General features: G+C 74.3%; 14 protein-coding genes. 11 read left to right on the top strand and 3 right to left on the bottom strand.

Annotation, left to right across the window (positions count from 1 at the left end):
- Positions 1-59 precede the first annotated feature (59 nt).
- Positions 60-3,125: an AAA family ATPase gene (locus ACFYVJ_RS32995; protein ID WP_388899583.1), complete on the top strand. Its 3,066-nt coding sequence runs from the start codon at positions 60-62 to the stop codon at positions 3,123-3,125.
- A gap of 75 nt (positions 3,126-3,200) precedes the next feature.
- Here the strand turns inward: ACFYVJ_RS32995 and ACFYVJ_RS32990 are convergent, their stop codons facing one another.
- Complete coding sequence (locus tag ACFYVJ_RS32990; RefSeq protein WP_388899581.1) at positions 3,201-4,349, bottom strand: PQQ-dependent sugar dehydrogenase; 1,149 nt, start codon at positions 4,347-4,349, stop codon at positions 3,201-3,203.
- Between the two features lie 188 nt (positions 4,350-4,537).
- Positions 4,538-5,530: an aldo/keto reductase gene (locus tag ACFYVJ_RS32985; protein ID WP_388899578.1), complete on the bottom strand. Its 993-nt coding sequence runs from the start codon at positions 5,528-5,530 to the stop codon at positions 4,538-4,540.
- 120 nt (positions 5,531-5,650) lie between these two features.
- Between ACFYVJ_RS32985 and ACFYVJ_RS32980 the strand changes: the two genes are divergently transcribed.
- The 8 genes from ACFYVJ_RS32980 (at position 5,651) to ACFYVJ_RS32945 (ending at position 17,952) form a co-directional block, all read left to right on the top strand.
- Positions 5,651-6,568: a 2-hydroxyacid dehydrogenase gene (locus ACFYVJ_RS32980; protein ID WP_388899645.1), complete on the top strand. Its 918-nt coding sequence runs from the start codon at positions 5,651-5,653 to the stop codon at positions 6,566-6,568.
- A 376-nt stretch (positions 6,569-6,944) separates the two neighbouring features.
- Complete coding sequence (locus ACFYVJ_RS32975; protein WP_388899575.1) at positions 6,945-9,713, top strand: putative bifunctional diguanylate cyclase/phosphodiesterase; 2,769 nt, start codon at positions 6,945-6,947, stop codon at positions 9,711-9,713.
- A gap of 233 nt (positions 9,714-9,946) precedes the next feature.
- Positions 9,947-11,875 carry an acetolactate synthase large subunit gene (locus ACFYVJ_RS32970; RefSeq protein ID WP_388899572.1) on the top strand — a complete coding sequence of 643 codons (1,929 nt, stop codon included), beginning with the start codon at positions 9,947-9,949 and terminating at the stop codon, positions 11,873-11,875.
- Positions 11,876-11,904: 29 nt separating this feature from the next.
- On the top strand, positions 11,905-12,429 hold the full coding sequence (gene ilvN / locus ACFYVJ_RS32965) for an acetolactate synthase small subunit (RefSeq protein WP_027772032.1): 525 nt from the start codon (positions 11,905-11,907) through the stop codon (positions 12,427-12,429).
- Between the two features lie 210 nt (positions 12,430-12,639).
- Positions 12,640-13,638 carry a ketol-acid reductoisomerase gene (ilvC, locus tag ACFYVJ_RS32960; protein WP_388899569.1) on the top strand — a complete coding sequence of 333 codons (999 nt, stop codon included), beginning with the start codon at positions 12,640-12,642 and terminating at the stop codon, positions 13,636-13,638.
- A 215-nt stretch (positions 13,639-13,853) separates the two neighbouring features.
- Positions 13,854-15,473 carry a phosphoglycerate dehydrogenase gene (gene serA, locus ACFYVJ_RS32955; protein ID WP_388899566.1) on the top strand — a complete coding sequence of 540 codons (1,620 nt, stop codon included), beginning with the start codon at positions 13,854-13,856 and terminating at the stop codon, positions 15,471-15,473.
- 232 nt (positions 15,474-15,705) lie between these two features.
- Positions 15,706-16,362, top strand: a complete 657-nt coding sequence (locus ACFYVJ_RS32950) for a TetR/AcrR family transcriptional regulator (protein WP_388899563.1) — start codon at positions 15,706-15,708, stop codon at positions 16,360-16,362.
- 66 nt (positions 16,363-16,428) lie between these two features.
- Entirely contained in the window at positions 16,429-17,952 is a 1,524-nt protein-coding gene (locus ACFYVJ_RS32945) for an MFS transporter (protein ID WP_388899560.1), read from the top strand.
- 76 nt (positions 17,953-18,028) lie between these two features.
- Here ACFYVJ_RS32945 and ACFYVJ_RS32940 read toward each other — a convergent pair whose 3' ends face one another.
- On the bottom strand, positions 18,029-19,414 hold the full coding sequence (locus tag ACFYVJ_RS32940) for a PucR family transcriptional regulator (protein WP_388899558.1): 1,386 nt from the start codon (positions 19,412-19,414) through the stop codon (positions 18,029-18,031).
- A gap of 130 nt (positions 19,415-19,544) precedes the next feature.
- On the opposite strand from ACFYVJ_RS32940, the gene ACFYVJ_RS32935 reads away from it, so the two are divergent.
- Together ACFYVJ_RS32935 and pruA are read left to right on the top strand one after the other, a co-directional pair.
- The gene (locus ACFYVJ_RS32935; RefSeq protein ID WP_388899555.1) at positions 19,545-20,471 is read left to right on the top strand and encodes a proline dehydrogenase family protein; all 927 of its coding nucleotides are present in this window, start codon (positions 19,545-19,547) and stop codon (positions 20,469-20,471) included.
- A 62-nt stretch (positions 20,472-20,533) separates the two neighbouring features.
- Positions 20,534-22,165, top strand: a complete 1,632-nt coding sequence (gene pruA, locus ACFYVJ_RS32930; protein ID WP_388899552.1) for an L-glutamate gamma-semialdehyde dehydrogenase — start codon at positions 20,534-20,536, stop codon at positions 22,163-22,165.
- Positions 22,166-22,206: the final 41 nt, after the last annotated feature.

Raw genomic sequence — 22,206 nt, 5'->3', positions numbered from 1 at the left:
TCGCGCCCGGTTCCCCGGTGACCTTCGGGCCGGCGCCGCGCGCGGCCGCGTGACGTGCGATGCTCGGTCGCGTGGAGTCCCCGGAGCCCCTGGAGCCGTCAGGCGCGGACGCCGGCACGCGTACCGGCGCCCGGGTCTTCGTCGGCCGCGCCGCGGAGCTGGGCGCGCTGACGGAGGCGTACGACCGGGCCGCCGCGGGGGAGCCGTGCGCCGTGCTCGTCGGCGGCGAGGCGGGCGTCGGCAAGTCCCGTCTGGTGGAGGAGTTCCTGGCGCGCGCCGAGGCCGCGGGCGCCGTCACCGCCGTCGGCAACTGCATCGAGTCCGGCGCCGACGGCCTGCCCTTCGCGCCCTTCTCCACCGCGCTGCGCGCCCTGCGCCGCCGCCTCGGCGACCGGCTGGACGAGGCCGTCGCCGGGCAGCAGGGCGAGCTGGCCCGGCTGCTGCCCGAGCTGGGGCCGATCCCCGGCCCCCCGGCGGCCGCGCAGGGCGAGGCCGGGCGGGCCCGGCTGTACGAGCTGGCCGCCCGGATGTTGGAGAAGCTGGCCGAGGAGCGGGTGCTCGTGCTGGTCGTCGAGGACCTCCACTGGGCCGACAACTCCACCCGCGAACTTCTCGGCTACCTGCTGCGCTCCGTCCAGGCCGCCCGGCTGCTCGTCGTCGCCACCTACCGCTCGGACGACCTGCACCGCCGCCACCCGCTGCGCCCCGGTCTCGCCGAGCTGGACCGGCTGCGCGCCGTCCGCCGCTTCGAGCTGGCCCGCTTCAGCCGCGACGAGGTGCGCAGCCAGCTCGCCGGGCTGCGCGGCGGTCAGCCGCCCGAGGACCTGGTGGCGGAGGTCTACGGGCGCTCCGACGGCAACGCGTTCTTCGTCGAGGAGCTGGCCGCGGGCCTCGGCACCGGCACGCGCGGCGCGGCCGCCGGGCGCCCCGCGGGCGGGATCGGCGAGTCGCTGCGCGACCTGCTGCTCGTACGGGCCGAGGCGCTGCCGGACCCCGCCCGCCGGATCGTCGCGCTGGCGGCGGTCGGCGGCGACCGCGTCGACACCCCGCTGCTCGCCGCCGTCTCCGGGCTCGGCGAGGACGCCCTGTTCGACGCGCTGCGCACCGCCATCGGCGCCGGGGTGCTGCTCCCGGCGGACGAGCGGGTGGACGCGTACCGCTTCCGGCACGCCCTCATGCGCGAGGCCGTCTCCGACGACCTGCTGCCCGGCGAACGCGCCCGCCTCAGCCGCCGCTTCGCCGAGGCGCTGGAGGCCGACCCCGCCCTCGTACGGGCCGACGAGCGCCCCGCGCGGCTGGCCGGATACTGGTATCTGGCCGGCGATCCTGCCCGCGCCCTGCCCGCCGTCCTCGCCGCCGCCGCGGACGCCCGCGCCCGGCACGCCTTCGCCGACCAGCTCGCGCTGCTGGAGCGGGCCGTCGCGCTGTGGGACGAGGCGCCGCCCGGGTCCCGTACCGTGCCGGACTCCGGCGGCGCGTACCCGCGGGCCGCGGAGCCCGAGTTCGCCGACCTGCTGGCCGAGACGGTGTTCGCGGCCCGGCTCGCGTCCGCGTTCGGCCGGGCCCTCACGCTCGGCGACCGGGCGCTGCGGCTGCTCGGCACCCGCGCCCCGCTGCGCGCCGCGTGGTTCCGCGTCGAGCGCGCCCGCTGCATGCAGGGCCTCGGCCGCGGCGACGGCTGGGCGGACCTGGACCGGGCGCAGGAGCTGGTCCGCGGCCTGCCGCCGTCGCCGGTGCACGCGCAGGTGCTCGCCGAGGTCGCCAACTGGCAGGCGATGCACACCCCCGGCGGCGGCGCCATCGAGGCCGCGGAGCGCGCCGTGCAGCTCGCCCGGCTGGTCGGCGCCGAGGAGACCGAGCTGACCGTGCGCATTCCGCGGGCCTGGATGATGGTCGACTCCGGCGATGTCGAGGGCGGCATCGCGGAGTTCCACGCGGTACGGGAACGGGCGGTGGCCGACGGCCTCATGGTGGCCGCGGCCCGGGCGTATGCGAACCTGCCCTCGGCCCTCGAAGGCGTCGGCAGGTCCGCCGAGTCGGTGGCCGCGGCCGACGAGGCGGTCGCGATGCTGGCCGACTCCGGACTCGCCACCTTCCTCTCGCTCAGCCACGGCAACCGCGCCAACGGGCTGCTGTCGCTCGGCCGCTGGGCCGAGGCGGCGGAGGCCATGGACGCGCAGTTCCGGACCGCGCGCAGCACGCAGTTGCGCGGCAGCGCGCTGCTGAGCCGGGCGCTGCTGGCGCTGCTGCGCGGCGACCACGCCGCGGTGCACGGCGAACTCGCCGCGGCCCGGGACGAGTTCGGCAACGACCGGCAGCCGCAGTACGAGCTGCCGCGGGCCGAGATGACGGTCCGCCTCGCCGCCGCGGAGGGCCGCGTCGCCGAGGTGCGCGCCGCGTTCGGGCAGGCCGTCGGCGACGGGCTGCGGCTGGGCATGCAGCGCTACGCCTGGCCGCTGCTGTACGCCACGGCCGCCGCCGAGGCCCGGCTGCGCGGCCTGCCCGCGGCCGAGACGGGGCGGCCCGCGGCGCTGGCCGCGATCCGCGCGGCGATGCGCAACCTGCCGCGGTTCGCGCCGCCGTGGGAGGCACAGGCGCTGATGACGGAGGCGGAGCTGTGCGCGGCCGAGGGCCGCGACGCGACGGCGCGCTGGGCGGAGGCCGAGGCGGCGTGGGCGGAGCTGGAGTGGCCGTACGAGCAGGCCGTGACCCGCTACCGCTGGGCGGAGTCGGCGCTCGTGAGCGGCCAGGCCACGGCCGCCGCCCGGGACGGCGCGGCGCGGGCGCTGCGGCTCGCGTACGACGCGGCAAGGGACCTCGGCGCGGCCGGGCTCGTCCGCGACGCGGAGGCCCTGGCGGCCCGCGCCCGGATCGCCCTGACCGCGGCCGCTGCCCCGGCGGAAGCGGAGGATCCGGCGGAGTCGCTGGGGCTGACGGCGCGCGAGGCGGACGTGCTGCGGCTGGTGGCGGCGGGGCGGAGCAACAGGCAGATCGCGGAAGAGCTGTTCATCTCGCCCAAGACGGCGAGCGTGCACGTGTCCAACATCCTGGCGAAGCTGGGGGTGGCGGCGCGGGGCGAGGCGGCGGCGGTGGCGCACCGGCTGCGGCTGTTCGACGGCGGGTGAGTTCCCGCGCCGCAGCCGCGCGCCCGCGTACGCCCCCTGGCGTACGCCTTCCGGACCGGGCCCGGGGCCCGTGCCCTAGCTGACCTCGAGCCGCAGGATGCGGTCGTCGCCCTTCTCCGGCGTGCCCCGCAGGTCCGTCTCGTTGGTCATCAGCAGCAGCTCGCCGTCCGACGCCCGGACCACCGTGCGCAGCCGCCCGTACTTGCCGTCGAAGAACGCCTGCGGGTCCGCCGCTGCCTTGGTGCCGTCCAGGGGGATCCGCCACAGCCGCTCGCCGCGCAGGGACGCCATCCAGATCGACCCCTCCGCGAACGCGATGCCGCTCGGCGAGGCGTCCGGGGTGGGCCACTGCACGACGGGGTCGACGAAGCCCTTCCGGTCCTCCTTGCCCTCGACCTCGGGCCAGCCGTAGTTCTTCCCCGGCTCGATCAGGTTCAGCTCGTCCCACTTCTGGTCGCCGAACTCCGCCGCCCACAGCCGCTTGTCGTCGTCCCAGGCCAGGCCCTGCACGTTGCGGTGGCCGTACGAGTACACCACCGAGCCCGCCTCCGGGTTGCCGCGCGCCGGCTCGCCGTCGGGCGTCATCCGCAGGATCTTGCCGCCGAGCGAGTCCTTGTCCTGCGCCAGTGCCGGGTCGCCGGCCTCGCCGGTGCCGACGTACAGCATCTTGTCCGGGCCGAACGCGATCCTCCCGCCGTTGTGCCGGCCGCCCTTGGGGATGCCGCGGAAGACGGTGTCCGGCGCGCCCAGCCGGTTGCCCTCGGGGCCGTCCGGGTCGTACGTCATCCGCACGATGCGGTTGTCGCTGTCGGAGGTGAGGTAGGCGTAGAGCATCTCGTCGGCGCCGAGCGCGAGCCCCAGGAGGCCGCCCTCGTTGCCCGGTTCGCGCTGCACGCCGGGCACCTGTCCCACCTCGGTGACCTTCCCGCCCTCGGCGGCCACGTGGTGGACGGTGCCGGTGTCGCGGGAGGAGACCAGCAGGTCGCCGCCGGGCAGCTCGGCCAGGCCCCACGGGGTCTTCAGATTCTCGGCGACGGTGCCGACGACCTTCGCGGAGCCCTTGGCCGGCGGCGGCTCGCCCCGGTCGGCGGCGCCGCCGCTGCCGGCGGGCGCGGCGGAGGACTCCGCGGCGGACCCGCCGGAGCCCCCGTCGTCGTCCGACGAGCAGCCGGCGGCGAGCACGAGTGCGGCGGCGGCCACGGCGGTGAAGGCGCGGGCTCTCACGGGACGGTTCTCCTTCGGCGGGCGGTGGCCGGAACGTACCCCAGCACATCACAACCGGGCGTACACCGCGCGCCGGTGGAGCGTTCCCGCCCGTACGGACGAGTGCCGCGCATCCGTACGGACCCGCCCGCCCGTTCCCGTACGGACCGGCCGCCCGGCGGCCCCCGGCCCTCAGTCCGGCCGCGCGGCTACTCCCACGACCCCTGCGCCGGCGGCAGCGCCGCGATCTCCGCCAGGTCCGCGGGCGCCAGCCGCAACCCCGCCGCCGCCGCGTTCTCCACCGACCACCGCGCCCGCTTCGCCCCCGGCACCGGCACCACGTGCGCCCCCTGCGTCAGCACCCAGGCCAGCGCAGCCTGCGCCGGCGTCGCGCCGTGCCGCTCGGCGACCCGGCGCAGCCCGGCGACCACCGGCTGGTTCGCCGCCATCATCTCGGCGGTGAACCGCGGGTGCCTGGCCCGTATGTCGTCCGGCTCGAAGCCCTGCCCCGGCGTCAGCGTGCCGGTGAGGAACCCGTGCCCCAGCGGCATCGCCGCGAGGAACCCGACCTGCCGGGCCTCGCACCACGGCAGCAGGCTCGCCAGCGCCTCGGGTGACCACACGGACAGCTCCGCCTGCACGCTGCTGACCGGGAACACCTGCTGCACCCGGCCCAGCCGGCGGATCGTCGCGTCGTACATCCCGCCGCCCGCCCTGCGGTCCGCCCGCGCGCCGACCGCGCAGAACCCCAGCGAGCGCACCTTGCCGGCCGCCACCAGCTCCGCCATCGCGCCCCAGGTCTCCTCGACCGGCACCTCGGGGTCCTCGCGGTGCAGTTGGTACAGGTCGATGACGTCGGTCTGCAGCCGGCGCAGCGAGGCGTCGCAGGCGCGCCTGACGTACGACGGGCGGCCGTTGGCGACGACGTGCTGCTCGCCGACGAGGAGGCCGACCTTGGTGGAGACGAACGCATCCGCGCGCCGCTCCTTGAGCACCCGGCCGACCAGCAGCTCGTTGGTGAACGGCCCGTACATGTCGGCGGTGTCGAGGAGGCTCACGCCGGCGTCGAGCGCCGCCCACACGGCCCGTACCGACTCGTCGCCCTGCTGCCGCGACGTGCTGTACGCCCAGCTCATCGGCATGCAGCCGAGGCCGACCGCGCCCACCTCCAGGGCCGCCGCCCCGATCGTCCTGCGCTCCACGCAAGGCACACTAAACCCTGCCGCCGACACCGGCCCCGCGGCCTCGGGCCTCGCACGCCCCCCTCGCGCTCCGCACGCCCGCGCTGATCACCTAGCCTCGTGTCCATGAGCGATGGACAGGTGTGGCTGCCGATTCCGCCGGACGAGATCACCGGTCTGCCGCCGGAACTCGACTACGTGCACTGGGACGCCGAGCCCGAGTTCCCGGCGGACCCGGCGGACTGCGTGTTCCTGGTGGCCCCCTACATGCGCCGGATCACGCACGACCCGGTGCCGCGGATGACGGCGCTGCGGGTGCTGCAGACGCTCACCGCCGGCGTCGACGACTTCCTGCCCGTGCTGTCCACGCTGCCGCCGGGGGCCCGGCTGTGCAACGCCCGCGGCGTCCACGAGGCGTCGACCGCGGAGCTGGCGCTGGCGCTCACCCTCGCGTCGCTGCGCGGCATCCCCGACTTCGTACGCCGGCAGGACGCGGAGGAGTGGCGCGGCGGCTTCCACCCGTCGCTCGCCGACAAGACCGTGCTGATCCTCGGCTACGGCGCCATCGGAAGCGCGGTGGAAGACCGGCTTGCGGGCTTCGAGTGCGAGCGGGTCATACGCATCGCGCGCTCCCCGCGCACCACACCGCGCGGTCCCGTCCACGCCCTCGACGGCGTAGGGGAGTTGCTGCCCGCCGCCGACGTGGTGATCGTGACGACCCCGCTGACCGACGCCACCCGCGGCCTGGTCGACGCCGGGTTCCTGGCCCGGATGAAGGACGGCGCGCTGCTCGTGAACGTCGCCCGCGGCGCCGTCGTCGACACGAAGGCCCTGCTGGACGAGGTGGGACCGGGCCGGCTGCGGGCCGCGCTCGACGTGACGGACCCCGAGCCGCTGCCGCCGGGACACCCGCTGTGGCGCGCTCCCGGCGTGCTGATCAGCCCGCACACCGGCGGCCCGACGTCCGCCTTCCGGCCGCGTGCGGAGAGGCTGCTGCGTGCCCAGTTGCGGCGGTTCGCCGCCGGTGAACCGGTGGAGCACGTGGTCGCCGTTGCCTGATGGACAACCGCTTGAACACTCTACGTAGTTGACGCGCGACTCTCGGTTTTAGTTACGCTCCGTAGAGGAAGTATGTCCCTGCGTGACGAACCTGGTGTATCGTCCGCAGCGGGGATTGCTCCCGACGTCAACGTGGCCGGCCCGCTGCCGGCGGCGCAACCGATATCGAGGGGGGCGATGGGCACATGCACGGCAAGTGGGAAACCTTTCCGGAACGCGGGCAGCGCGGTAGTCCCGCGCGCCTCCGGGCCTTCAGAGCCGGCGTCGCGGCGCGGCCGCGGCCGGAGCCGGCTCCCGGCAGCCGGGGGGCGCGGTGACCGCGTCGATCGGGGCGGTGGTGCCCAGGCCGCCGTTGCCCGCGGGGGTCGTACCCCAAATGGTCCTCGCGGTGCTCTGCGCGGGGTATGCCACCGGTGCCGCTCTGGGCTGGGGCTCTTCCCGAGTCGCCCTGATCATGGGGGACTTCGGGCTGAGCGCGGCGGCGTTCGCGGCCGCCTTCTCGTGTCTCTACTACGCGCGTATCCGCCAGGGCCGCTTTCGGCCGGCCTGGCTCATGTTCGGCGTCTCGTCCGCCATGGCGGGCATCGGCAACGGCATCTGGGGCTGGTACGAGGTCGTGCTCCAGCGCCCGCTGCCCGAGGCGTCCGTGGCGGACTTCTTCTTCCTGCTCTTCGCGCCGCCGGCGGTCATCGGCCTGCTGGTGCTCGCCCGGCGGCCGGTGAGCAGAGCGGGCTGGATCTGCCTGGGCCTGGACACCTGGCTCATCGGCGGCTCCCTGCTCACCATCTCCTGGACGCTCGCCCTGGCGCACGCCGCGGGGGACGACGAGTCGGTGCCGCGGGTCGCGCTCTCGCTCGCGTACCCGCTGCTGGACATCGTGCTGGTCAGCATGGTGCTGGCGCTGCACTTCCGGCGCACCGCGGCCGGCCGGTCCGCGATCAACACGGCGATCGGCGCGCTGGTGCTCACGGTGCTGTGCGACGCACTGTTCACCTCGCCGCTGCTGCAGGAGCAGTACCGCTCGGGGCAGTTGCTGGACGCCGGCTGGTTCGCCGGCTCGGTGCTCCTCGCGTACGCCCCCTGGGTCGGCAGGGCCGAGGAGGCGGAGGAGGCCGAGGAGCGCGGCCAGAAGGAGCGCGGCCGCCCCATCGCCGGCCACATCGGCGCGCTCGCACCGTATCTCGCGGCCGGGGTCTGCACGCTGGGGATCCTGTACAACCTGCTGGACGGCCGCAGCGTCGACCGCGTGGTGCTGATGACCGCCTGCACGGTCGTGCTGGCGCTGGTCGTACGCCAGGCGATCATGCTGCTGGACAACATCAGCCTCACCCAGGAGCTCGCCCAGAAGGAGAACCACTTCCGCTCGCTCGTGCAGGGTTCGAGCGACGTCATCATGATCGCGGCGCCGTCCGGCGTGCTGCGCTACGTCAGCCCGGCCGCCCAGGGGGTCTACGGCACGGACCCGGAGGAGCTGGTCGGCTGTGAGCTGGCCGGGCTCATCCACCCCGACGACCTGGGCCGGGTGCTGCATGAGGTGCGCCGGTTCCTGTCGGCGCCGCCCGGCGGGGCGCGCTCGATCCGCATCGAGTGCCGCTTCCGGGCCGGCCGGGGCCGCCGCGGCGCCCGCGCCGGCGGCGAGGGCGGCTACGGCGAGGACGGCTGGCTGAACGTCGAGTCGACGGTCAACCGGCACCACAACGGCCTGATCTTCAACTCCCGGGACGTCACCGAGCGCGTCCGGCTCCAGGCGCAGTTGCAGCACAGCGCCTCGCACGACGCGCTCACCGACCTGCCGAACCGGGCGCTGTTCACCGAGCGCGTCGGGCATGCCCTCGGCGGCCGCCGGGCCGGGGACGCGAACGCGGCCGTGCTCTTCATCGACCTCGACGGCTTCAAGGCGGTCAACGACACCGTGGGCCACGCCGCCGGCGACGAGCTGCTCATCCAGGCCGGCCGCCGGCTGCAGGAGTCGATCCGCTCCGGGGACTCGGCGGCCCGGCTCGGCGGCGACGAGTTCGCGGTGCTGCTCGTCGGCGGCGCGGCGGGTGAGAACCGGTCGGACGGCGCCGGGCGCGAGCGGCGCACCCGCGAGGTCGCCGACCGGCTGCGGGTGCGGCTCTCCGAGCCGTACACCGCGGGCGGCGTCGAGGTGCGGGTCGCGGCCAGCATCGGCGTGGCCTTCGCCGAGCCCGGCAGCACGCCCGCGGAGCTGATGCGCAACGCCGACCTGGCGATGTACCGCGCCAAGCAGGCGGGCAAGGCGCGCGTCGAGCTGTACGCGCCGCAGATGCAGGCCGAGGTGGTTCGCCGGATAGAGATGGCGAACCGGCTGCGCTCCGCGCTGGACGACGGGCAGTTCACGCTCGTCCACCAGCCGGTGGTGGAGCTGTCGAGCGGCCGTCTCGCGGCGCTGTCGGCGCAGCCGCGCTGGCGCTCGGCGCAGGGCATCGTGCACACGCCGGCCGAGTTCATGCAAGGTCCGCCGGACACCGGTGGGCGCGGCAGCGGGCAGGACCGGGCCCGTACCGCGGAGCTGGCGCGCTGGCTGCTGGAGGCGACGGTCGAGCAGGCCGCCGCGCGGTACGAGGCGGGCATGGGCATCCCCGTGACCGTGCGGATGTCCGCCGCCCGGCTCACCGACCGGAGCATGTCACCGCAACTGGTGGAGGCCCTGCTGGTGCGGCACGGGCTGCCGCCCGGCGCGCTGACCGTCGAGGTCGCCGACAGCGACACCCGGGTCGGCATGGACGAGCTGGAGCGGCGCCTGGTGGCGCTGCGCCGCCTCGGCGTGCGCATCGCGCTCGACGGCTTCGGCAGCGGCCACGCCGCCATCGCCGCGCTGCGCCGGCTGCCGGTGGACGTGCTGAAGCTGGACCGGGGCCTGGTCGACGGCCTGGCCGAGTCGCCCCGGCTGCGTGCCATCGCGGCCGGGATGATCGGCATCGCCGGCGAGCTGGGCCTGGACTCGACGGCCGAGGGAGTCGACCTGCCCGAGCAGGCCGAGGTACTGCGCGCGCTGGGCTGCCGGCACGCGCAGGGCATGGCCTACTGCGAACCACTGGAGGAGGAGCGAGTACGGGACGCGCTGGCCCTGGGAGCGTTCGCGCTGCCGGAAGAGGACGCTTCGGCCATTGCGCTCACATAGTGAGACCCGGGTTCCACGAACTTGACACCCCCGGCGCGCCGGGGGCAAGGTCGGGTCCATGCGCACCCGAATTCTCGTACTTGGACAGCGCGTCGGCTGAAGCGGATCCCGACTCCCGGACCGCGCCGACGCGCTCCCCTCGCTTGCCATCCGGCACGAGGGGTTTTTTGTTGCTCGAACCCGCTGCTCCACCCCCCAACCCTCGCACCGATCGAAGACGAGAAGAGAAACCGATGACCGAGCAGGCTCCCCCGCGGAGTGAGCCCCACCCGCAGCCGCCGCGGGCCCGCAGCGGGGGACAGTCCCGCGTTCCGGGGCACACACCGGCAGACAAGACCGTGACGGGCGCGCAGTCCCTCATCCTCGCCCTGGAGGCCGTCGGCGCGGACACGGTGTTCGGCATTCCGGGCGGGACCATCCTCCCCGCGTACGACCCGCTGATGGACTCCACGAAGGTCCGGCACGTCCTCGTCCGCCACGAGCAGGGCGCGGGGCACGCCGCCACCGGGTACGCGCAGGCCACCGGCAAGGTGGGCGTCTGCATGGCCACCTCGGGACCGGGCGCGACCAACCTCGTCACGCCGATCGCCGACGCGCACATGGACTCCGTGCCGCTGGTGGCGATCACCGGCCAGGTGGTGGTCAAGTCGATCGGCACCGACGCCTTCCAGGAAGCGGACATCTGCGGCATCACCATGCCGATCACGAAGCACAACTTCCTGGTCACGGACCCCGCGGACATCCCGCGGGTGATCTCCGAGGCGTTCCACATCGCGTCCACCGGACGGCCGGGGCCCGTGCTGGTCGACATCGCCAAGGACACGCTGCAGTCGCCCACCGTCTTCTCCTGGCCGCCGCGGCACGAGCTGCCCGGCTACCGCCCGGTCACCAAGCCGCACGCCAAGCAGATCCGCGAGGCCGCCCGGCTCGTCGGCGCCGCCCGGCGCCCGGTGCTGTACGTCGGCGGCGGCGTGCTCAAGGCCCGCGCCACCGCCGAGCTGAAGGTGCTCGCGGAGCTGACCGGCGCCCCGGTCGTCACCACCCTGATGGGCCTCGGCGCCTTCCCCGACACCCACCCGCAGCACCTGGGCATGCCGGGCATGCACGGCACGGTGGCCGCCGTCACCTCGCTGCAGAAGGCCGACCTGATCGTGGCGCTCGGCGCCCGGTTCGACGACCGGGTGACCGGCAGACTGGACACCTTCGCGCCGCACGCCAAGATCGTGCACGCCGACATCGACCCCGCGGAGATCGGCAAGAACCGCGAGGCCGACGTGCCGATCGTCGGCGACGCCCGCGAGGTCATCGCGGACCTGATCGTCGCGGTGCAGAGCGAGCAGGAGCAGGGCGACCGGCAGGGCACGGGCACCGAGCGCTACGCGGAGTGGTGGCAGCAGCTCGACCGCTGGCGCGAGACGTACCCCCTCGGCTACGACCTGCCCTCCGACGGCACCCTCTCGCCCCAGCAGGTGATCCAGCGCATCGGCGAGCTGGCCCCTGAGGACACGGTCTACACCGCGGGCGTCGGCCAGCACCAGATGTGGGCCGCCCACTACATCGACTACGACAAGCCCCGCACCTGGCTCAACTCCGGCGGCGCCGGGACCATGGGCTACGCCGTCCCGGCCGCCATGGGCGCCAAGGCCGGCGCGCCGGACGCCACGGTCTGGGCCATCGACGGCGACGGCTGCTTCCAGATGACCAACCAGGAGCTGGTCACCTGCGCGCTGAACGGCATCCCGATCAAGGTCGCGATCATCAACAACGGCGCGCTGGGCATGGTCCGCCAGTGGCAGACCCTCTTCTACAACCGCCGCTACTCCAACACCGTGCTGCACTCCGGGCCGAACGGCAACGGCGGCTCGGCCGAGGGCGCCGGCGGCGCCGAGGAGCAGGCCCGCCAGGCGGCCGGCACCCGCTGCCCGGACTTCGTCAAGCTCGCCGAGGCCATGGGCTGCGTCGGGCTGCGCTGCGAGGACCCCGAGCAGCTCGACGCGGTCATCGAGAAGGCCAACGCCATCAACGACCGCCCCGTCGTCGTGGACTTCATCGTCCACCAGGACGCGATGGTCTGGCCGATGGTCGCGGCCGGCACCTCCAACGACGAGATCATGGCCGCGCGCGACGTCCGCCCGGACTTCGGCGACGGCGAAGACGACTGAGGCCGGGCAGCGAAGAGAGAGACGAAGACATGTCCAAGCACACGCTGTCGGTCCTGGTGGAGAACAAGCCGGGCATCCTGGCCAGGATCTCCGCGATGTTCTTCCGCCGCGGCTTCAACATCGACTCGCTCGCCGTCGGCACCACCGAGCACCCGGACATCTCCCGGATGACGATCGTGGTGAACGTCGAGGACCAGCCCCTGGAGCAGGTCACCAAGCAGCTCAACAAGCTCGTCAACGTGCTGAAGATCGTCGAGCTGGAGCCGGGCGCGGCGGTGCAGCGCGAACTCGTCCTGGTGAAGGTGCGCGCCGACAACGAGACCCGCTCCCAGGTCGTCGAGATCGTCCAGCTCTTCCGCGCCAAGACCGTGGACGTCTCCCCGGAGGCGGTCACGATCGAGGCCACCGGCAGCGGCGAGAAGCTGGAGGCGATGCTGAAGATGCTGGAGCCGTACGGCATCAAGGAGCTGGTCCAGTCCGGCACGATCGCCATCGGCCGCGGTGCCCGCTCCATCACCGACCGCTCGCTCCGCGCCCTCGACCGAAGCGCGTAGCGCCTCGGCGCGCGCCCTCCTGGCACGTCCCCGCGACCGGCCGCCGGCCGCCGCGGCGGCCACCGGCCCGCCGGCGGCCCGCCCGCGGGCACCGGCCGCCGCGGTCGTGCCGACACCGTTCCTGCCAACCGTCGTTAACAACCCCCCAGGACCCCCCGCCGCGCCAGACGTACGGTGGGGCCACCCGCAAGACTCAAGGAGATCGCAACCGTGGCCGAGCTGTTCTACGACGACGACGCCGACCTGTCCATCATCCAGGGCCGCAAGGTCGCGGTCCTCGGCTACGGCAGCCAGGGCCACGCCCACGCGCTGTCGCTGCGCGACTCCGGTGTGGACGTCCGCGTCGGCCTGCACGAGGGCTCCAAGTCCCGGGCGAAGGCCGAGGAGCAGGGCCTGCGGGTCGTCACCGCCGCCGAGGCGGCCGCCGAGGCCGACGTGATCATGATGCTGGTGCCGGACCCGGTGCAGGGCCAGGTCTACGAGGAGTCCGTGAAGGACAACCTCAAGGACGGCGACGCGCTGTTCTTCGGCCACGGCCTGAACATCCGCTACGGCTTCGTCAAGCCGCCCGCCAACGTCGACGTCTGCATGGTCGCCCCGAAGGGCCCGGGCCACCTGGTCCGCCGCCAGTTCGAGGAGGGCCGCGGCGTGCCGTGCATCGCGGCCGTCGAGCAGGACGCCAGCGGCGGCGGCTTCGCGCTGGCCCTGTCGTACGCGAAGGCCATCGGCGGCACCCGCGCCGGCGTCATCAAGACCACCTTCACCGAGGAGACCGAGACCGACCTCTTCGGTGAGCAGGCCGTGCTGTGCGGCGGCACCTCGGCGCTGGTCAAGGCCGGCTTCGAGACCCTGGTGGAGGCGGGCTACCAGCCGGAGATCGCGTACTTCGAGTGCCTGCACGAGCTGAAGCTCATCGTGGACCTCATGTACGAGGGCGGCCTGGAGAAGATGCGCTGGTCGGTCTCCGAGACCGCCGAGTGGGGCGACTACGTCTCCGGCCCGCGGATCATCAACGACAACACCAAGGCCGAGATGAAGAAGATCCTCGGCGAGATCCAGGACGGCTCGTTCGCCAAGGACTGGATGGCCGAGTACCACAACGGCCTGCCGCGCTACAACGAGTACAAGAAGCGCGACGCCGACCACCTGGTCGAAACGACCGGCAAGGAGCTGCGGAAGCTCATGAGCTGGGTCGACGACAAGGACTGAGCGGAGCGGGTCGCTCGTTCGGGCGGTGGCGGGGCGCAGCGGCGCCCGGCCACCGCCCCGCGCCACTACACTCTTGGTACATCGCGCGTCAGGCTCACAGCGTCGTGTGTCCTTCAAACGCGGCAGCACGCGTCTGTCCGGCGGACCGGCGCCTGCATCCCTCCACCTGCGGCCGTCGGGACGGCCGTCCCGCACAGGAATCCAGTGAGGACCACGTGAGCACTGCCCCAGCCACCGGCGCCACCCCCGGGAAGCCCGCCGTACTGATCGCCGAGGAGCTCTCGCCGGCCACCGTCGACGCCCTCGGTCCCGACTTCGACATCCGCCACTGCAACGGCGCCGACCGGGGCGAGCTGCTCGCGGCCATCGCCGACGTGGACGCGATCCTGATCCGCAGCGCCACCAAGGTCGACGCGGAGGCCGTGGCGGCCGCGCGCCGGCTGAAGGTCGTCGCCCGCGCGGGCGTCGGTCTCGACAACGTCGACGTACCCGCCGCCACCAAGGCCGGCGTCATGGTCGTCAACGCGCCGACCTCCAACATCGTCACCGCCGCCGAGCTGGCCTGCGGCCTGATCATCGCCAGCGCGCGCAACATCCCGCAGGCCAACGCCGCGCTGAAGGCCGGCGAGTGGAAGCGCTCGAAGTACACCGGCGTCGAGCTGAACGAGAAGGTCCTCGGCGTCGTCGGCCTCGGCCGCATCGGCGTGCTGGTCGCGCAGCGCATGGCGGCGTTCGGCATGAGCGTCGTGGCGTACGACCCGTACGTGCAGGCCGCGCGCGCCGCGCAGATGGGCGTCAAGCTCGTCTCGCTGGACGAGCTGCTGGAGACCTCCGACTTCATCACCGTCCACCTGCCGAAGACCCCCGAGACCCTGGGTCTGATCGGCGACGAGGCGCTGCAGAAGGTCAAGCCGTCCGTCCGGATCGTCAACGCCGCCCGCGGCGGCATCGTGGACGAGGAGGCGCTGACCGCCGCGCTGAAGGAGGGCCGGGTCGCGGGCGCGGGCCTCGACGTCTACGCCACCGAGCCCTGCACGGACTCGCCGCTGTTCCAGTTCGACAGCGTCGTCGCCACCCCGCACCTCGGCGCCTCCACCGGCGAGGCGCAGGAGAAGGCGGGCATCTCCGTGGCCCGCTCGGTGCGGCTCGCGCTGGCCGGCGAGCTGGTGCCGGACGCGGTCAACGTCCAGGGCGGCGTCATCGCCGAGGACGTACGCCCCGGGCTGCCGCTGGCCGAGAAGCTCGGCCGGATCTTCACGGCGCTGGCCGGCGAGGTCGCGGTCCGGCTCGACGTGGAGGTCTGCGGCGAGATCACGCAGCACGACGTGAAGGTGCTGGAGCTGTCCGCGCTCAAGGGCGTCTTCGAGGACATCGTCGCCGAGACCGTGAGCTACGTGAACGCCCCGCTGTTCGCGCAGGAGCGCGGCGTCGAGGTGCGGCTGACCACCAGCTCGGAGTCGAACGCCCACCGCAACGTGGTGACGGTGCGCGGCACCCTCGCCAGCGGCGAGGAGGTGTCGGTCTCCGGCACGCTCTCCGGGCCGAAGCACCAGCAGAAGGTCGTCGCCGTCGGCGAGCACGACGTGGACCTGACCCTCGCCGACCACATGGCGTTCTTCAGCTACGGCGACCGCCCCGGCGTCGTCGGCACCATGGGCCGGATCCTGGGCGAGGCGGGCATCAACATCGCCGGGATGCAGGTGTCCCGCGCCAAGGCGGGCGGCGAGGCGCTGGTCGCGCTGACCGTGGACGACACGATCCCGCCGGCCGTCGTGCAGGAGATCGCGGGTGAGATCGGCGCGGCCTCGGCGCGCGCGGTGAACCTCACCGAGTAGCGGACCGGGTCGGATCCCGGGGTACGGGCCCGGGCGGGCGGCAGCGATGTCGCCGGCCCGGGCCCGTACGCGTGTCCTGGCACCGGATTCCGGCCGTCCGGGGCGGACCGCGGCGCGATGCGGAGGATCTTCGCGCGATGCCCTCTCACTTCCTCCCAGACGGATGAAATCTCTCCGGTTGCCTCCTACGGTGCGAGTAAGTGGAGAATTTCCCTTCGGTTGAGGAGTGGCCATGCGGACCCCGATGCGCGCGGACGCCCGGCGGAACCGCGAGCTGATCCTGAAGGCGGCCGGCGAGGTCTTCGTGGGCGAGGGCCCCGACGCCCCGCTGGAGGACGTCGCCCGCCGGGCCGGCGTCGGCATCGCCACGCTCTACCGCAACTTCGGCAGCCGCGAGGCGCTGATCCGCGGCGTCGCCGCCGCCACCCTCGGCGAGCTGCGCCACGCGGCCGAGGAGGCGCTGGCCGGTGGGGACGAGCCGTTCGAGGCGCTGCGCCGGTTCGCCCATACGGCGCTCAACCTGCGGATCGGCGCGGTGCTCCCGGCGCTCTCCGGCCGGATCCGGATCGACGAAGAGCTGGCGGAGCTGCGCTCGCGGACGCTGCGCCCGGTGCAGGAGCTGATCGTACGGGCGCAGCGGGCCGGCCAGCTCCGCGACGACGTGGTCTTCGGCGACGTGCCGTTCATGGTCATGCGGCTGACGCTGCTGCTGCCCGGCGGCGGACTGCCGGAGGATGAGGCACTGGCCCACCGCCACCTGGAGCTGTATCTCGACGGGCTGCGCCCCGAGGCCGCCCGCGCCCGCGGCGCCGCGCTGCCCGGTCCCGCGATCACCGCCGCCCGGTTCATCAGGGCCACTGACCGCATCGTCGGCGGGGACGACCGCTAGCCGCCGTACCGCCCGCAATCCTCCCGGCCACCCGAGACCCCGAGCACGCACGAGAAAGGTAGTGGCATGGACACTACAAGAACATACACGTCGACCGGATCGCGGCGCTGGCTCGCCCTCGCCTTCATCGGGCTGGCGCAGCTCATGATCGTCCTGGACGTCACGGTCGTGAACATCGCTCTGCCGTCCGCCCAGGCGGACCTGGACATCTCCGACGGCGACCGGCAATGGGTGATCACCGCGTACACCCTGGCCTTCGGCGGGCTGCTGCTCCTCGGCGGCCGGATCGCCGACTACACCGGCCGCCGCCGGGCCTTCCTGACCGGGCTCGTCGGCTTCGCCGCGGCCTCCGCGCTCGGCGGCGCGGCGCCCGGCTTCGGCGCGCTGCTGGGCGCGCGGGCCGCGCAGGGGGCGTTCGCCGCGCTGCTCGCGCCGGCGGCGCTGTCACTGCTCACCACGAGCTTCACCGAGCAGCGCGAGCGCGCCCGCGCCTTCGGCATCTTCGGCGCGATCGCCGCCGGCGGCGGCGCGATCGGCCTGGTCGCGGGCGGGGCGCTGACCGAGTATCTGGACTGGCGCTGGTGCCTCTACGTGAACGTGCCCATCGCGGTGCTGGCGGCGGCCGGCTGGTGGGTGCTGCCCGCCGACACCCGCCCGCAGGTGCGCAAGCGGATCGACGTGCCCGGTGCGGTGCTCGCCGTGACCGGCCTGGTCGCCGTCGTCTACGGGTGCAGCGAGGCGGAGTCCGAGGGCTGGGACTCGGCGCTCGTGCTCGGCCTGCTCTTCCTCGGCGCGGCCCTGCTCACCGGCTTCGTGCTGTACGAGCGGAACGCCGCGGCGCCGCTGCTGCCGCTACGGGTGGTGCTCAGCCGGGCCCGGGGGAGCGCGTTTCTCGGCATCGCGCTGGCCACCGTGGGGATGTTCGCCATGTTCCTCTTCCTCACGTACTACATGCAGGTCGTCATGGGCTACTCCGCGCTGAAGACCGGGGTGGCGTTCCTGCCGCTGACGGCGGGCGTGCTGGCGGGGGCCGGGGGGCTCGCCGGCCGGCTGCTGCCCAGGGTGCCGCCGCGGGCGCTGATCGCCCCCGGGCTGCTGCTCGCCTCGGCCGGCACCGGATGGCTGGCGACGGTGGACGTGGACACGTCGTACGCGGCCGGGGTGCTGCCCGCGGAGCTGATCCTGGGCTTCGGGATGGGGATGGTGATGGCCCCGGCGATCAACTACGCGACCCACGGCGTGCGCGAGGAGGAGGCCGGGGTGGCGTCGGCCACGGTCAACACCGCGCAGCAGATCGGCGGCTCGATCGGCACGGCCCTCCTCAACACCGTGGCGACCAGCACCACCGCCGGCTACCTCGCCGAGCGGCTGCCGGACGCGGGCGCGCTGGAGGAGCGGCGGGCGGCGGGCGGACCGGTGCCCGACGTGGTCAAGGCGGGCCTGGTCGAGGGCTTCAGCTCGGCGTACGCGGTGGCCTCGGTGATCCTCGTCGCGGCCGCGGCGGTGGTGGCGGTGGTGATGAACACCCCCCGTCCGGCCCCGGCCAAGCCCGGCGCCCCGGCCCCGGCCCCTGCCGCGCACCTGGGCTGAGGCCCGCACCCCCCGGCCCGCCGCACCCCCGAGGCGGGCCGGACCCGCGGGGCGCCGTGCTCCGTACAGGCTGCGGTCAGAGGCGGGCGGACTTGAGGGACATGTGGAGGAGCAGGCGGTCCTCGCCCGCGGCGAGGTCCAGGCCGGTCAGCTCCTCGACGCGGGACAGCCGGTAGTACAGCGTCTGGCGGTGGATGCCCAGCGCCGCGGCGGTGCGGGCGGCCTGGCCCGCGTGGTCGAGGTAGACCTCGGCGGTGCGGGCCAGCGCGGCGTGGGCCGGCTCCAGCAGCCGGCCGACGGCCGGGTCGGCGCCGCCGGGCAGGCCGGTGAGCAGCCGGTACGGGCCGATCTCCGGCCACCGCGCCACCGGCCCCAGCCGCGGCGCGGCCCGCGCCGCCCGGGCGGCGGCCAGCGCCTCGCGCCAGGTGCCGGGCAGCCCGGCGAGGTCCGCCCGCGCGTCGCCGACGCCGGCCACGGCGCCGGGTACGGCGGCCGCACCGGCTCCGGCGGCGGGCTCCCCGGCGCGGGTGCGCGCCCCGCGCCGTACCCCCGCCGGCACCTCGCCCGGTGCCGCGCTCCGCGCCCCGCCCGCCGTGCCGCCCGCCGCCTGCAGCAGCCGCTCCGCCGCCGCCACCGCCGGCTCCACCGAGCCCGCGGACGCCAGCAGCACCAGCGCCGCCAGCGCCCGCGCCGGTTCCGCCCCGCCCCCGGCCTCGCCGCCCGCGCCGGTCCGTACCCGCGCGCCGGCGCCCGCGCCTGTTCCTTCCCCGTCCCGCGCGCCCGCGCCGGCCACCCGCACCACCGTCGTCGCCGCCGTCCGCGGCAGCCCCGGTCCCGGCGCCGCCGGGTCCGCCGGGCGCCAGGGCAGCACCGCCACCGCCGCCACCGGCCCCGCGGCGCCGCCCGGCAGCGCGTCCCGCAGCTCCGCCAGCGCCGCGTCCCGTCCCGCCGGTGGGCCGGCCAGCACGTCGTACAGCAGCGCCCCGGCCGCCGCTCCTGCCCGGGTCTCCGCCGCCAGCAGCGCCCCGATCCGCGCCGCCGTCCGCATGGCCTGCGCGATCCGCGGGTCCTGGGCCCGTCCCGGCCCGCCCAGTTCGACGTCGGCCAGGTGCCCGTCGTCGAGCAGCCAGACGTACCCCTGCACCACGCCGTCGTGCCGCGCCGGCAGGCAGATCCGCCCGGTGAGCACCCCGGCGGAGGGGTCCGGCGGGATCCGCAGCGGCCCGGTCGCGCGCGCGATCCCGTACGCCTCGAACCACGCCCGCACCGCCGCCGTCGAGCGCCGGTGCAGGATGGACTTCGTCCGGACCGGGTCCATGAGCGAGGAGACGCCGCCCGACGAGCCGTCGCCGGTGTCGTGGACGCCGAAGGCGATCAGCCCGAAGTCCCGGTCCTCCAGGGTGGCGGGGGCGCCGAGCGCCGCCGAGACCTCGTCCACCAACTGCTGGTAGTCGCCGCGCATGACCGCAGCTTCTCATACATCTGTATGAGGCGATGCTCCCGGATGCGTGACAGGTGTCGATGGCCCAGGATCGGAGCGATCCTTAGATTTCACGGAGGTGTTACCTGCGCCCCGACCGTGGAGGTGCCCAGTGCTGGGTCCCGTGCTTCTCGCCGCCGCGCGCAGCGACGGAATCCGTCGCGTCGTGTCGGCCGCGCCGGTCAGCCGCCAGGTGGTCGCGCGCTTCGTGGCCGGCGAGGAGCTGGCCGACGCCGTCGCCGCCGTCCGCGACCTGACGGCCCGCGGCCTGGAGGTCACCCTCGACCACCTGGGCGAGGACGTCACCGACCCCCGCGAGGCGCTGCGCGCCCGGGACGCGTACCTCGGCCTCACCGAGGCGCTGAAGCACGAGGGTCTCGGGTCCCGCGCCGAGATGTCCGTGAAGCTCTCGGCCTTCGGCCAGGCGCTGCCCGGCGGCCACGACCTCGCGCTCGCCCACGTCACCCCGGTGGTCGAAGCCGCCGCGGCGGCGGGCACGACGGTCACCCTCGACATGGAGGACCACACCACCGTCGACTCCACCCTCGCCATCCTGCGCACCCTGCGCGAGCGGTTCCCGCAGACCGGCGCGGTGCTCCAGGCGTACCTCTTCCGCACCGAGGAGGACTGCCGCGACCTCGCCGGCGAGGGCTCCCGGGTGCGGCTGGTCAAGGGCGCGTACAAGGAGCCCGCCGTCGTCGCCTTCCAGGACAAGCCGGAGGTGGACCGCGCCTACGTGCGGTGTCTGAAGATCCTCATGACCGGCCGCGGCTACCCCATGATCGGCACCCACGACCCCCGGATGATCGCCATCACCCAGGAGCTGGCCCGCCGGCACGGCCGCAAGACCGACGAGTACGAGTTCCAGATGCTCTACGGCATCCGCACCCAGGAGCAGCAGCGGCTGGTGGCCGAGGGCCACCGGATGCGCGTCTACACCCCCTACGGCACCGACTGGTACGGCTACTTCATGCGCAGGCTCGCCGAGCGCCCGGCGAACACGGCCTTCTTCCTGCGCGCCCTGGCCGGCCGCCGCTGACGACCCCAGCGAGCCCCCCGACAGCCCCCGAAGGCTCAGCACCTCGAAGGAGAACGGCAACCATGGACGCTGTGACCCAGGTCCCCGCCCCGTACAACGAGCCGGTGCACACCTACGCCCCCGGCACGCCGGAGCGTGCGCGGCTGGAGGCCAGGCTCAAGGAGCTGGCCGAGAGCCCCATGGAGCTGCCGATGACCATCGGCGGCGTACACCGCATGGGCGGCGGCGCGCGCGTCGACGTCGTGCAGCCGCACAACCACAAGGCCGTCCTCGGCACGTACGGCACCGCCACCCGCGCCGACGCGCAGGACGCCATCGACGCCGCCCTGGCCGCCGCGCCCGGCTGGCGCGCGCTGTCCTTCGACGACCGCGCCGCGATCCTGCTCAAGGCCGCCGACCTGCTCGCCGGACCGTGGCGCGAGACGATCGCCGCGTCCACCATGCTGGGCCAGTCGAAGACCGCGCAGCAGGCGGAGATCGACGCGCCCTGCGAGCTGGTCGACTTCTGGCGCTTCAACGTCCACTTCGCCCGCCAGATCATGGACGAGCAGCCGCCGGTGCAGCCGCCCGGGGTGTGGAACCGGCTCGACCACCGCCCGCTGGAGGGCTTCGTCTACGCGATCACGCCCTTCAACTTCACCGCGATCGCCGGCAACCTGCCGACCGCGCCCGCCCTCATGGGCAACGTCGTGGTCTGGAAGCCCTCGCCGACCCAGACGCACGCCGCCGTGCTGCTCATGCGGCTGCTGGAGGAGGCCGGGATGCCGCCCGGCGTCATCAACCTCGTCACCGGCGACGGCAAGGAGGTCTCCGAGGCCGCGCTGCCGCACCCGGACCTGGCCGGCATCCACTTCACCGGCTCCACCCGCACCTTCCAGCACCTGTGGGGCGAGGTCGGCAAGAACCTGCCGGGCTACAAGGCGTACCCGCGGATCGTCGGCGAGACCGGCGGCAAGGACTTCATCGTCGCCCACCCGACCGCGGACCCGGCCAAGCTGAAGACCGCCATCACCCGCGGCGCCTTCGAGTACCAGGGCCAGAAGTGCTCGGCCGCCTCCCGCGCGTACGTCCCGCGCTCGCTGTGGGACGGCGGGCTGAAGGAGTCGCTGGTCACCGAGGCCGAGGGGCTGGCCATGGGCGACGTCACCGACCTGGGGAACTTCATCGGCGCCGTCATCGACGACCGGGCGTTCGCCAAGAACAAGGCCGCCATCGACCGCGCCGAGGCCGACCCGGCGTGCGAGATCGTGGCGGGCGGCACGTACGACGACACCGTCGGCTACTTCGTCCGCCCCACGGTCATCGTCTGCTCGGACCCGGAGAACGAGGTCTTCACCGAGGAGTACTTCGGCCCGATCATCGCCGTGCACGTGTACGAGGACGACACCTACGACGCGATGCTGGACCAGATGGAGTCCGTCGCCGCCTACGCCCTGACCGGCGCCGTCCTCGCGCAGGACCGCGCGGTCATCGCCGACGCCACCCGGCGGCTGCGCTTCGCGGCCGGCAACTTCTACGTCAACGACCGGCCCACCGGCTCGATCGTCGGCCAGCAGCCCTTCGGCGGCGCCCGCGCCTCCGGCACCAACGACAAGGCGGGCTCGAAGTTCAACCTGCTGCGCTGGTCCTCGCCGCGCGCGATCAAGGAGACGATGGACGCTCCGACGGACTACCGCTACCCCCACATGGGCTGACGCCCGAAGGACCGCCCCGCGGTCCCCGCACACGCCGCCCC

It is taken from the genome of Streptomyces sp. NPDC004134 (assembly GCF_042874195.1).
GTDB lineage: Bacteria > Actinomycetota > Actinomycetes > Streptomycetales > Streptomycetaceae > Streptomyces.
The sequence above is the reverse complement of the archived record's forward strand: the minus strand, read 5'-3'. Positions and strand labels throughout refer to the sequence as shown.

Bases quoted from the DNA above. Each gene is read 5' to 3' on its own strand.
- ACFYVJ_RS32995 (WP_388899583.1), top strand. From the start codon at position 60: ATGCTCGGTCGCGTGGAGTCCCCGGAGCCCCTGGAGCCGTCAGGCGCG.
- ACFYVJ_RS32975 (WP_388899575.1), top strand. From the start codon at position 6,945: ATGGTCCTCGCGGTGCTCTGCGCGGGGTATGCCACCGGTGCCGCTCTG.
- ACFYVJ_RS32970 (WP_388899572.1), top strand. From the start codon at position 9,947: ATGACCGAGCAGGCTCCCCCGCGGAGTGAGCCCCACCCGCAGCCGCCG.
- ilvN (WP_027772032.1), top strand. From the start codon at position 11,905: ATGTCCAAGCACACGCTGTCGGTCCTGGTGGAGAACAAGCCGGGCATC.
- ACFYVJ_RS32950 (WP_388899563.1), top strand. From the start codon at position 15,706: ATGCGGACCCCGATGCGCGCGGACGCCCGGCGGAACCGCGAGCTGATC.
- ACFYVJ_RS32945 (WP_388899560.1), top strand. From the start codon at position 16,429: ATGGACACTACAAGAACATACACGTCGACCGGATCGCGGCGCTGGCTC.
- ACFYVJ_RS32940 (WP_388899558.1), bottom strand. From the start codon at position 19,414: ATGCGCGGCGACTACCAGCAGTTGGTGGACGAGGTCTCGGCGGCGCTC.
- pruA (WP_388899552.1), top strand. From the start codon at position 20,534: ATGGACGCTGTGACCCAGGTCCCCGCCCCGTACAACGAGCCGGTGCAC.